Origin of the sequence: Streptomyces sp. NPDC004629 (assembly GCF_042873595.1) — a bacterium.
Classification (GTDB): Bacteria; Actinomycetota; Actinomycetes; order Streptomycetales; family Streptomycetaceae; genus Streptomyces.
On sequence record NZ_JBIALO010000016.1, the window covers coordinates 186,891 to 198,083 of the forward strand.

An 11,193-nucleotide genomic window follows, 5' to 3' on the forward strand; every position below is an offset into this window, starting at 1 on the left:
CCGCCAGCGGACCAGCGGTGCGCCCGGCACGGCCTGCGGAAGCCCGGCGCTGGCGCCGGTTGCCCGGCGCGTGGAGGGCTGCAGAACCGCACGGTGGCGCGGCCAGGCGGCCGAGAGCAACGTCGGGCAGGGCAGCTCTGTGACCAGTTCGCTGCCCACCGCGACGCTCGGGCCGTGCGTGAGTTCCTGCGGGCCGCGCAACTGCACGGCCCGGTACTCCCGGTCGCAACGCCGGCCGAATGGGTTGCTGCCGGGTTCCGCGGTAGGTGAACCGGATCTTCCACGCTGGTCGTACGCCGTATTCGGCCGCTCCGGATACCCACCTCAAGCGGGAATCTTGCCTGGTCAGGCGCCCTTTTGTTGGGCCTAGAAGAAGCCCAGCTTCTTCGGGGAGTACGACACCAGCAGGTTCTTCGTCTGCTGGTAGTGCTCCAGCATCATCCGGTGCGTCTCGCGGCCGATCCCGGACTGCTTGTAGCCGCCGAAGGCCGCGTGCGCCGGGTAGGTGTGGTAGCAGTTGGTCCAGACGCGGCCCGCCTGGATGGCGCGGCCCGCCCGGTACGCGGTGTTGGCGTCGCGCGTCCACACACCCGCCCCGAGGCCGTACAGCGTGTCGTTGGCGATCTTGATGGCGTCGTCGAAGTCGTCGAAGGAGGCGACCGAGACCACCGGTCCGAAGATCTCCTCCTGGAAGATCCGCATGCGGTTGTCGCCCTCGAAGATGGTCGGCTGGACGTAGTATCCGCCCTTCAACTCACCGTCGTGGTCGATGCGTTCGCCGCCGGTGAGCACCCGGGCGCCCTCCTGCCGGCCGATGTCCAGGTAGGAGAGGATCTTCTCCAACTGGTCGTTGGAGGCCTGCGCGCCGATCATCGTGTCGGTGTCCAGCGGGTGGCCGGGCCTGATCTGCCGGGTGCGCTCGACCGCCGCGTCGAGGAACTCGGCGTAGTGGCCGCGCTGGATCAGGGCCCGGGAGGGGCAGGTGCACACCTCGCCCTGGTTGAGCGCGAACATCGTGAAGCCTTCGAGCGCCTTGTCGCGGAAGTCGTCGTCCCGTGCCCACACGTCGTCGAAGAAGATATTGGGCGACTTGCCGCCGAGTTCCAGCGTGACCGGCTTGATGTTCTCGGAGGCGTACTGCATGATCAGCCGCCCCGTCGTGGTCTCGCCGGTGAACGCCACCTTCGCCACCCGCGGGCTGGACGCGAGAGGCTTGCCCGCCTCCACGCCGAAACCGTTGACGATGTTCACCACACCCGGCGGCAACAGGTCCGCGACCAGGCTCATCCAGTAGTGGATCGACGCCGGGGTCTGCTCGGCCGGCTTGATGACCACGGCGTTGCCCGCGGCGAGCGCCGGCGCGAGCTTCCACGTCGCCATCAGGATCGGGAAGTTCCACGGGATGATCTGCGCCACGACACCCAGCGGCTCATGGAAGTGGTAGGCGACCGTGTCGTCGTCCAACTCGCCCAGCGAGCCCTCCTGCGCCCGGATCGCGCCCGCGAAGTAGCGGAAGTGGTCGATGGCGAGCGGAATGTCGGCCGCCAGCGTCTCACGCACCGGCTTGCCGTTCTCCCAGCTCTCGGCCACCGCCAGCTGTTCGAGCGAGGCCTCCATGCGGTCGGCGATCTTGAGCAGGATGCCGGCCCGCTCCGTCACCGACGTACGGCCCCAGGCGGGCGCGGCCGCGTGCGCAGCGTCCAGCGCTCGCTCCACGTCCTCCGCGGTGCCGCGCGCCACCTCGGTGAACGGCTGTCCGTTCACGGGCGACGGGTTCTCGAAGTACTGCCCGCGCGCCGGCGGGACGTACGCACCGCCGATGAAGTGGTCGTAGCGCGCCTGGTAGGAGACGATCGCGCCCTCGGTGCCGGGCGCCGCGTAACGGGTCATCCTGCTCTGCTTCCGGTGAAGCGCTGCCCGCCGTTGGGCAGCTCGCGCGGCCGAGGCTAGGGACGCGGACGTTGCAACCACGTTGCGCGGCCGGTCGGCGCGGTGGCCGGCGTGATGACCGGGGCGTGCGGTGCCGCCAGCTCCGACTCCAGGTTCGCAAGACGCGCCCGCACCGGCGCCGTCGGCCGTACCGCGGCGAGCGCCCGCCACACCTCCAGGTCGTTCTCGCCCCAGGGCGCGTGCGCCCACGCGGCCAGCAGATCGGGGTCGCGGCGGGCGATCAGCGCCGCGCGCAGCCCGTCGGCGAGGTGCCGTCTGAGCCGCACCACGGCCGGTGCCTGCGAACCGGGCAGCAGCGGACCGCAGTATGCGGCCGCGGCCGCCGTGACCGCCCCCGACGACAGCCGCCGCTCCACCACGGCGACGTCGGACTCCACCAAAGCCGTCAGCCGGTACGGCCGTGACGCCAGCAGCCCCGGACCCAACACCCCGCGCAGCCGGGCCAGTTCGGCGCGCAGGGTCACCGGCGTCACCGACTCGTCCTCGTACAGCGCGCACCGCAGCTCGTCGCCGGTCAGGCCCTCCGGGTGACGGGCCAGCAGCACCAACAGCTCGCTGTGCCGACGGCTGAGGGCGAGCCGACGACCGTCCAGGCGGAGCCGCGCCTCGTCGCGGCCCAGCGCGGTCAGGCCGGCCGCCTCTCCCGCGGGCCGCGGCGGGGTGAGCAGCGCGAGCTGGGACTCGGCGGCCCGCGCCACCGCCTGTACGAACCCCAGGCTGTGCGGGTGCGCCAGCCCGTCCCCGCCGGTGATGTCCACCGCCCCGAGCACCCGGCCGGTGTGCGGATCGTGCACCGGTGCCGCCGCGCAGGTCCACGGCTGCACCCGCCGGATGAAGTGCTCGGCCGCGAAGACCTGCACCGGCCGGTCGATGGCGACGGCCGTGCCCGGCGCGTTGGTCCCGACGGCGCTCTCCGACCAGCGCGCGCCCGGCACGAAGTTCATCCGGTCCGCTCTGCGCCGGGTCGCCGGATGCCCCTCGACCCACAGCAGCCTGCCGTGCGCGTCGCACACCGCGAGCAGATGCTCGCCGTCCGCCGCGAACGTGCCCATCAGCTCACGGAACAGCGGCATGACCCGGGCCAGCGGGTGCTCCGCACGGTAGGCGCCGAGGTCGCCGTCCGTCAGTTCCACGTTCGCGCTGCCGTCGGGGCCCACGCCCGCCCGTGCGGAACGCCGCCACGAGTCCGCCACCACCGACCGCACCGGACGCGGCACCGTGCCGGCCGTGGTGAACGTCTCGTGCGCGCGGCGCAGCACGCGGACGCGTTCGGCGGGGTCGGCCCCCGGCTCCAGGGCCACCCATGGATCGGTCAACACGGCATCCTCCCCGGACGGCGATGCGGTAGGGGACATCGTCACTCGGGGGGTGGGCGCGGACAACAGTTTCGACCGGTCTCACCCAAACGATGGGCGACGGGCGTGCGCCGGGCGCACAAGGCCCGACGGGGCCTCGGCGAACACCCGACGGGGCCTCGGCGAACACCCGACGGAGCGCCGCGCCGTACGGCGGGACCGGTCAGGTGAGGTTGACGAGTCTGATGTAGCGGACCCAGTCCCAGTTCGGCCCCGGATCGGTGTGGTCGGTCCCGGGCACTTCGACGTGCCCGAGGATGTGTGCCCGGTCCTTGGGGATGCCGTATCTGTCGCAGATCGCCGCCGTCAGCCTCGCCGACTGCGTGTACATCGCGTCGGTGAAGTAGGCGGGTTGATCCACCCAGCCCTCGTGCTCGATGCCGATGCTGCGGGTGTTGTAGTCCCAGTTCCCCGCATGCCAGGCGATGTCGGCCTCACGGACGCACTGCGCCACATGCCCGTCCGCGGAACGGACCACATAGTGCGCCGACACCTTCTTCTGCGGGTTCTGGAAGATGGACAGGGTACTGGCATACGTCTCCTGGGTGACGTGGACGATCACGCGGTCCACGGGATAGGCGCTGGGACGGCTGGACGCCGTGTGGTTGGAAGTGCTCGCCGGCTGCCACTCGGCGGGCGGGTAGTCGACGGCCTGTGTCTGTGCGCCGGCGTGCGCGTCGGGAAGCAGTGCATAGGGCACCGCGGCCAGCGCCGCGCCCTTCAGGATCCGTCGTCTGCTGGGCAGTGGTCGGGTCCGGTCCATGGTCGATTCGCCTTTCGGTGTGGGGGGATTGGGGAACGGCCGAGGCGAGGTCAGGCACGCAGCTCCTTCGCCGTCTCGCGCAGCCGTGCGTGTATGCCGCGGTGGGTCTCGCGGTCGGGCAGCCATTCCTTGCGGATCTTCGCCACGCACGTGTAGTTGGTGTCGCACACGTTGGCCAACGGTGATTCGACCGCCTGGGTCGCGAACTGGTACGCGTCCAACTCGGTGAATCCGTAGTCGCGCACCAGCCACCGCACGAGGTCCGACTGGGAGATACGGAAGGCGTCCTCCAAAGGGCGCGCCGAACCGGTCGAGATGAGGTGGGTGTCCGACTCCAGACGGGGCCACAGCGTGGCGATCCCCTTGAGGAGTTCGACGATCACCACGGTGTTCATCGCGCACTCGACCGCCACACCGCAGGTCTCACCCTCTCCCTGCCGCGCATGGCCGTCGCCCAGGCTGAGCAGCGCCCCTTCGACGTTCACCCCGAGGTAACAGGTGACGCCGGCCCGCATCTCGGGCGTGTCCATGTTTCCGCCGTGTGCGTCGGGCACCAGCGCCGAGCGCACCTCCAGATGGGCGGGCGCCACGCCCACGGTGCCGTGCATCGGGTCGAGCGGCAGCTCGGCCTCGATGTCGCTGTCGTGCGCCCGGAACAGGGCGGTGCGCCGGATTCGGTCGAGCTGCCAGATCCACACGGTCTCGGGCAGGGGAGGCTGCAGTGTGGCCGTGGTGTGCGTCGAGGTGAGCGCGCCGAACAGGGGGACCGTGGTCGACGCGGCCCAGTCCCGGGCCGGCTCGATCGACACGAAGTGCACGGCGACGGTGTCGCCCGGCTCCGCGCCCTCGATGTGGAACGGCCCGGTCTGCGGGTTCAGGAAAGGGAACTCGCACACCTCGGACACCAGGTCCTTCTCGGACCGCACCCGTCCGCCGAAGCAGTCCTCCGTGTACAGGTCGAGCACCGTACCGGGGGCGATCCGCGCCACGGGCGGCGCGCCCCCGAACGTCCAGGCGTACTCGCCGGGTTGAGGCCGCACTGTCAGAACTCGCGGGTCGGTCATCGCTTCGCGGCTCCATTCTGCCGGGGCGGGTGGGCACGGGTCGGTCGAGGTGGACGTGGGCGGTCGCGGCCTTGCGCTCCGGATGACGTCGTATCAGGACCACCGGGCCGTAGCCGAACCCGAGCCCCAGCAGCGCGCCGACGACGACCGCGCTGCGCAGCGCGATGCCCGCGCCGGGGGAGCGGTACCGGGGGCGGAGCCGGGCGAGGAACCCGGGCAGGGCACGAATGCGGGCCGGTGCGCGGCCCGATGGCGCCCCGCGCAGCCCTGTGATGATCTCCCCCGACATCCGTGACCCCCCTCGTTCCCGCTCGGCACCCTCGTTCCCGCTCGGCACCCGCCGTCCCGGTCGGCCCGGTGCCCGGCTGCGTCTCGCGTGAATTACGGTACGGCGCTGGCGGGTTGGGCAGAAGGGCGGCAAGTGAATCGGTGGACGAGGGCGGAACTGTGGACAACGCCGCCACCCGGTCGGGTGAATCGGCTCCTGATGTCGGGCGACTGCCCTGTCTCTGTGACAGTGCTGTGACCGGAAGAGTGGTCCCGGTCACAGCACATCGTGGTCGAGGCCTGGTCGACTCGGCGGATGCGTGCCACGTCATTCCCGCCGCTCGCAGCCTGCGCCGCCGCGTTGCTCCTGACGGCCTGCGGCAGCCAGGTGCCGGTTCGGTCCTCCGGTGAGTCCGGCCGTCCCTCGTGCGATGCCGGCCCACCGCAAAAGCCGTCCGCGACGGCCGGAAGCGGCGGACCGGAGACGGACGGTGTCACGATCACCGACGTCGGCGGCCTGACCGGGGACTGCGCGGTGTTCGAGGTCACCAATCACCACGACAGACCCTTCCGGTACACCATCACCTTCCGGTTCCGGCCGCACAACGGCGCGGCGCCGGTGAACGCGTCACGTGTCCTGGCGTCCGTCGCGCCCAAGGCCACCGTGACGGGCACGGTCGGCATGCCCGCGCTGCCGACGGGCACGGTCGGTGGGGCGCGGGTGGAAGTGGTCAAGGTGCGCAGCGTCCCCACCGAGGAGGCACCGGCCCCGGGCGGCCCCTGCCCGTCGTCCGGGGTGCGTGTGTACGCGGACGAGGGAGACGCCGCCATGGGACTTCGCGTGGTGCGTCTCCGCCTGGAGAACTGCGGCACGGACACGTACCACATCGAGGGTTACCCCCGGCTGAGCGTGCTCGACGACGCCCACCGGACGGTGGAGGGGCTGCGGATCCTGCACGACGGGTCCTCCGTGGCCGGGAGCACGGGTGCCGACGGGCCGCCCGGGCCGCTGGCCCTGAAGCCGGGCGAGGGCGCGCACGCCGGACTGGTGTGGCGCAACACGGTGCTCTCCGGCACCCCGGTGAACGCCCCCTATGTGCGGGTGTGGGCGAAGCCGGGCGCCGCGCCGGTGATGGTGACACCGGAACTGGACCTGGGCACGACCGGAAAGCTCGCCGTCGGCCCGTGGAAGAGGACCGGGCGGCAGTGACCGCCGGCACGCCCGGCCGCACACGGCACCAGAACCCCCTCCCGGCCGTCACACGGGAGCGCCCTCCCGCAGGTATGCGAAGGTTCCGGCCACCGCCGCCGTGTGCAGGGCGGTGAGCGCGGGGAGCCGGGCGGCGAGCGGTGTGCGCGTCAACTCGTCGAGGGTGAACAGCCCGTGCCGGTCGTGTTCGGAGCTGAGCCGGATTCCCGCGTCCTCGGCGAGGATCCCCCCGTCGAAGAAGCAGTCGAGGACCGGACCCGTGCCGAGCACGTCAGCCCGGTGGTCGACGCCGATCAGCCGGGGCGCCGGGCCGAGTTCGAGGCCCGTCTCCTCCCGCATCTCCCGCCGCGCCGCCGTCCGTGGGTCCTCGCCGTGATCGAGCATCCCGCCCGGCAGCCACCAGGTCCCGGCGATCGGCTGCCCGGGCCCGTAGCGCAGCAGCAGGAGGCGGTCCCGTGCGTCCAGCACCACCACGCACGACGCGAGAAGCGTTCGCGGCTGGGACTCGATCCACTGCTCACGGGGCACCCACGCCATGCACGCCTCCCGGTGTCGCACGCAGCATGTCTTCCACCCGCGGCCGCCGGACAATCCGCTTGCCCGGACCGGAACGTTCCTGCGAGGGTCTGGGCCATGCCCGCCTTCACCGCGCCCGACAGTACCGAACTGGCCTACCACGTCTTCGGGGACGGTCCTCCGCTGATCTGTCTGCCGGGCGGCCCGATGCAGGCATCCGAATACCTCGGTGAGTTGGGCGGCCTGTCCGTCCTGCGGCGGCTCGTCCTGCTGGACCCGCGGGGCAGCGGAGCGTCGCAGGTGCCGGACGACGAGGACTCGTACCGCTGCGACCGCCTCGTCGCGGACGTGGACGCGCTGCGCGAGCACCTCGGGCTCGACCGGATGGATCTGCTGGGGCATTCGGCGGGCGCGAACCTCGCCGTGCGCTACCTGGAACGCCACCCGGAACGTGTCGGCAGACTCGCGCTGATCACCCCGAGCGTCATGGCCGTCGGCATCACGATCGGCGGCGACCTCCGCCGCGACACGGCGGCGCTGCGCGCGGGTGAACCCTGGTACCCGGTCGCCCGCGCGGCCCTCGAAGAGATCGTCGCCGGCCGGGCGACCGCCGACTCCTGGCGGGCCATCGCACCCTTCGCCTACGGCCGTTGGGACGAGGCGGCGCAACACCACCGGGCCGCCGAGGAGCGGCAGCGGAACGACTCGGCCGCCGCCGTCTTCACCGCGGACGGGGCCTTCGACCCGGACACCACCCGAGCGGCACTCGCCGCCTTCGCACAGCCGGTGCTGCTGCTGGCCGGCGAGTTCGACCTCAACTCCCCGCCGGGCGCGATGGCCGAGTACGCGGCGTTGTTCCGGGACGCCCGGTTCACCGTGCAGCCGGGCGCCGGCCACTTCCCCTGGCTCGACGACGCCGAGCACTTCGTGGGCGCGGTCGGGGCGTTCCTCGGCTGAGGCGCCCTGGCCGTCAGGCGATGTGTTCGGCCACCGTCGCCGGATCGTCCAGGACGGCCCGCACCACGGAGTGCGCGGCCCCGAGCAGCGGCCCCTCGGAGCCGAGCCGTGACACCGACACGGGACAGGGCGGCCCCGCCGTGCGGTCCGCCAGTTCACTCGCCAGCGATGGCAGAAGCCAGGGCGAGAGCCCGGCCAGCGCTCCGCCCAGCACCACGGACTGCGGATCGAGCAGGTTCACCGCCCCGGTCAGCGCGATGCCGAGCGCCGTACCGGCGTCGTGCAGGGCCCGTCGTACGCCCTCGTGCCCCTCGTCGGCGCGCCGGGCGAGCAACCCGACCAGATCCTCGCCGGGCGCAAGCCCGGCCGCGCGCAGGACCGCCTCCTCACCGGCGTACTGTTCGAGGCATCCGCGTCCGCCGCACGGGCAGCGCGGGCCGTCCGGGCGGACCGGGACATGGCCCAGCTCGCCCGCGAAACCCCTGGTGCCGCGCAGCAGTTGCCCGTCCACGACGACCGCGGCACCGATGCCGATCTCGGCCGACACATGCAGAAAGTCCCGTGGGGTGCCCGCGCCCAGCCAGGTTTCTGCGAGCGCGCCGAAGTTGGCCTCGTTGTCCACGGTCAGCGGCAGACCGATGGGCAGCAGGGCGCCGAGGTCGGTGTCCCGCCAGTCGAGGTTCGGAGCGCGCACGACCGTGCGGGCGTCGCGTGCCACCAGGCCGGGTACGGCGACCGCGAGCCCGGCGGGCCACAGGCCCGCCCGCTCCGCCTGGGCGACGACCCGGCGCACCAGGGCGGCGAGTTCGTCGAGCACCGGCCCCGGGGCACGGCCCCGGTTGGCGCCGTGGCGCACGGCACGCGCGCGTACCTCGCCCCGCAGGTCGACCGCGCACACCGCGAGGTGGTCGACGCCGACCTCCGCGCCGATCCCGGCCGGGCCGCGGCCGCTGACGGTGAGCGCCGACCCCGGACGCCCGACCCGGCCGGGCCGTTCGGGGCCCAGTTCCTCCAGCAGCCCCCAACGGGTCAGCTCCTCCACGAGGGTCGACACCGCGGCCCGGGTCAGCCCGATGCGGGAGGCGACCGCCGCCCGGGAGAGCGGCCCCTCGGCACTGACGGCGTGCATCACCCTGGCCAGGTTGCGGCGGCGCATGCCCTGCTGGGTGTCCGGCAGCCGGCCGGAACGGGCCGGGCCCTTGTGCGGCGGTGCGGTCATGCCTGCGTCGATCCTCGCTCCGTGTTCCCCAGCGTTCCTCAGCGGCGTTCCGGCGTGGCGCCGGTCACGGGGTGTCCGTCCCCCGGGCCAGCAGCGGGGCCGCGTCGGAGAGTACCCCGGAGATCCGGGCCAGCGTCGCCTCGTCACGTTCCACCGGGTCCAGCACCGGACCCGCTGCCGTGTTCCAGCGGCGGGCGACCGCGGCCGGGTCCTCGCCGGTCAGCAGCCCGGCCGCCTGTGCCGCCGCGCCGAGCGCGACCAGTTCCCTGGCCTCGGGCACCTGCACGGGCCGTCCCGACAGCCGCCGTACCGTCTGCTGCCAGGCCGTGCCGCGGGCGCCGCCGCCGATCAGCAGCAGGGGTGTGCTCCGGTCGGCGTCCTCGTCGAGCACCAGGTCGAGGGCGCCGAGCAGCGCGTGGACGGCACCGTCGTACGCGGCCTGAAGGAGCTGCCCCGCCGTCGTGTCGTGGCGCAGCCCGTGCAGCAGTCCCGAGGCGTTCGGCAGGTTCGGGGTGCGCTCGCCGTCCAGGTAGGGCAGCAGGGTGACGGCGGTGCCGGGTTCGACCGCCTCCCGGTCCAGGCCCAGCAGCGCGGCGATGCGGTCGACGGCGAGGGTGCAGTTCAGGGTGCAGGCCAGCGGCAGCCAGTCGCCGTGCGCGTCGGCGAAGCCCGCGACCGTGCCGGTCGGGTCGGCGGGGCGGTGCGTGGACACCGCGTACACGGTGCCGGACGTGCCGAGGCTCAGCACCGGGGTGCCGGGGCGCAGCCCGAGGCCGAGCGCGGCCGCGGCGTTGTCCCCGGTGCCGGGCGCCACCAAGGTGCCCTTGGAGAACGGCAGGTCGTGGCTGTCGCGGACGGTGCCCGCCACCTCGCCGGGCCGGACCACGCGGGGCAGCAGCGCCGGGTCGAGCCCCACATGGGCGAGGGTCGCCTCGTCGTACGTCTCGGTGCCGGACGCCCACCAGCCGGTGCCGGAGGCGTCGCCGCGGTCCGTGGTGCCCTGACCGGTGAGGCGCTCGGTGAGGTAGTCGTGGGGCAGGCGCACCGCCTTGGTGGCGCGGACCGCATCCGGTTCGTGCTCGGCCAGCCAGGCCCACTTGGTGACCGTGAAGGACACCCCGGGCACGCTGCCGGTGCGCTCCGCCCAGGCCTTCGGGCCGCCCAGCTCCTCCACGAGGCGGCGGGCCTGCGGCGCGGAGCGCACGTCGTTCCACAGCAGGGCCGGCCGGACCGGCTCTCCCTCGCCGTCCAGGGTGACCAGGCCGTGCTGCTGGCCGCCGATCGAAACCGCGGCGGCCTCGCGCGCCGCGTCGCCGCACTGGCGCAGGGCCTCGCACAGGGCCTGCCACCACTGGCGCGGGTCGCTCTCCCGGCCCGCGCCGGAGGTGACGGTGTGCGGCGCCTGGCCGCTCGCCACGACCCGGCCCGTGGCCGTGTCGACGACCAGCGCCTTGGTGGACTGGGTGGATGTGTCCACGCCGACGACGAGCGGACCATCGGCTGCTGACATCGGGCTCTCCCTTTTCCGCGGCTCGCGGGGATCTGACCTGGTCTTCTCGGATATGTCCGGGCGGTGATGTCCGGGTGGCGACCTGGACATCACCCCTTCGGAGACATCTTCTCCCTTCCCAGGGATGCGACCGCATACTAATTTGTAAACCGCCATGACGAAATAGTCGCAAGCGAGCAAGGAGCCGCGGCATGAGCTACCAGCCCACCCCTGAGGACAGGTTCACGTTCGGCCTGTGGACCGTCGGCTGGCAGGGCCGGGACCCGTTCGGGGACGCCACCCGCCGGGCCCTCGACCCGGTCGAGTCGGTGCAGCGCCTGGCGGAACTCGGCGCCCACGGAGTGACCTTCCACGACGACGACCTGATCCCCTTCGGTTCCTC

At 72.8% G+C, this 11,193-nt stretch carries 9 protein-coding genes and 1 pseudogene; 3 read left to right on the forward strand and 7 right to left on the reverse strand.

The window, feature by feature from the left end; all coding sequences use genetic code 11:
• Positions 1-366: 366 nt before the first annotated feature.
• From ACFYTE_RS25015 to ACFYTE_RS25030, 4 genes are all read right to left on the reverse strand, one after another.
• Positions 367-1,890 (reverse strand): aldehyde dehydrogenase family protein, encoded by a 1,524-nt coding sequence (locus tag ACFYTE_RS25015; RefSeq protein ID WP_388714422.1) that lies wholly within the window; start codon positions 1,888-1,890, stop codon positions 367-369.
• A 56-nt stretch (positions 1,891-1,946) separates the two neighbouring features.
• Positions 1,947-3,266, reverse strand: coding sequence for a GAF domain-containing protein (locus ACFYTE_RS25020; RefSeq protein ID WP_388714452.1), 1,320 nt, complete (start codon positions 3,264-3,266; stop codon positions 1,947-1,949).
• A gap of 202 nt (positions 3,267-3,468) precedes the next feature.
• A complete protein-coding gene (locus tag ACFYTE_RS25025) occupies positions 3,469-4,068 on the reverse strand; it encodes an N-acetylmuramoyl-L-alanine amidase (RefSeq protein WP_388714425.1) in 600 nt (199 codons plus the stop codon).
• 50 nt (positions 4,069-4,118) lie between these two features.
• Positions 4,119-5,132 carry an acetamidase/formamidase family protein gene (locus tag ACFYTE_RS25030; protein ID WP_388714428.1) on the reverse strand — a complete coding sequence of 338 codons (1,014 nt, stop codon included), beginning with the start codon at positions 5,130-5,132 and terminating at the stop codon, positions 4,119-4,121.
• 583 nt (positions 5,133-5,715) lie between these two features.
• Here ACFYTE_RS25030 and ACFYTE_RS25035 point away from each other — a divergent pair.
• The gene (locus ACFYTE_RS25035) at positions 5,716-6,609 is read left to right on the forward strand and encodes a DUF4232 domain-containing protein (RefSeq protein WP_388714431.1); all 894 of its coding nucleotides are present in this window, start codon (positions 5,716-5,718) and stop codon (positions 6,607-6,609) included.
• Positions 6,610-6,657: 48 nt separating this feature from the next.
• On the opposite strand, the gene ACFYTE_RS25040 is transcribed toward ACFYTE_RS25035, so the two are convergent.
• Positions 6,658-7,146 (reverse strand): NUDIX hydrolase, encoded by a 489-nt coding sequence (locus tag ACFYTE_RS25040; protein ID WP_388714433.1) that lies wholly within the window; start codon positions 7,144-7,146, stop codon positions 6,658-6,660.
• A 96-nt stretch (positions 7,147-7,242) separates the two neighbouring features.
• On the opposite strand from ACFYTE_RS25040, the gene ACFYTE_RS25045 reads away from it, so the two are divergent.
• A complete protein-coding gene (locus ACFYTE_RS25045) occupies positions 7,243-8,082 on the forward strand; it encodes an alpha/beta fold hydrolase (RefSeq protein WP_388714435.1) in 840 nt (279 codons plus the stop codon).
• Between the two features lie 13 nt (positions 8,083-8,095).
• Here ACFYTE_RS25045 and ACFYTE_RS25050 read toward each other — a convergent pair whose 3' ends face one another.
• Both ACFYTE_RS25050 and xylB read right to left on the reverse strand, forming a co-directional pair.
• Complete coding sequence (locus ACFYTE_RS25050) at positions 8,096-9,301, reverse strand: ROK family protein (RefSeq protein ID WP_388714438.1); 1,206 nt, start codon at positions 9,299-9,301, stop codon at positions 8,096-8,098.
• Positions 9,302-9,365: 64 nt separating this feature from the next.
• Positions 9,366-10,811: a xylulokinase gene (gene xylB / locus ACFYTE_RS25055; protein ID WP_388714441.1), complete on the reverse strand. Its 1,446-nt coding sequence runs from the start codon at positions 10,809-10,811 to the stop codon at positions 9,366-9,368.
• 191 nt (positions 10,812-11,002) lie between these two features.
• Between xylB and ACFYTE_RS25060 the strand changes: the two are divergent.
• A pseudogene (locus tag ACFYTE_RS25060) lies at positions 11,003-11,193 on the forward strand (xylose isomerase); the annotation flags it as partial.

What these genes read in the sequence shown, in the direction of transcription:
- ACFYTE_RS25015 (WP_388714422.1), bottom strand. Translation starts at nt 1,890, where the DNA reads ATGACCCGTTACGCGGCGCCCGGCACCGAGGGCGCGATCGTCTCCTAC.
- ACFYTE_RS25025 (WP_388714425.1), bottom strand. Translation starts at nt 4,068, where the DNA reads ATGGACCGGACCCGACCACTGCCCAGCAGACGACGGATCCTGAAGGGC.
- ACFYTE_RS25030 (WP_388714428.1), bottom strand. Translation starts at nt 5,132, where the DNA reads ATGACCGACCCGCGAGTTCTGACAGTGCGGCCTCAACCCGGCGAGTAC.
- ACFYTE_RS25035 (WP_388714431.1), top strand. Translation starts at nt 5,716, where the DNA reads ATGCGTGCCACGTCATTCCCGCCGCTCGCAGCCTGCGCCGCCGCGTTG.
- ACFYTE_RS25040 (WP_388714433.1), bottom strand. Translation starts at nt 7,146, where the DNA reads ATGGCGTGGGTGCCCCGTGAGCAGTGGATCGAGTCCCAGCCGCGAACG.
- ACFYTE_RS25045 (WP_388714435.1), top strand. Translation starts at nt 7,243, where the DNA reads ATGCCCGCCTTCACCGCGCCCGACAGTACCGAACTGGCCTACCACGTC.
- ACFYTE_RS25050 (WP_388714438.1), bottom strand. Translation starts at nt 9,301, where the DNA reads ATGACCGCACCGCCGCACAAGGGCCCGGCCCGTTCCGGCCGGCTGCCG.
- xylB (WP_388714441.1), bottom strand. Translation starts at nt 10,811, where the DNA reads ATGTCAGCAGCCGATGGTCCGCTCGTCGTCGGCGTGGACACATCCACC.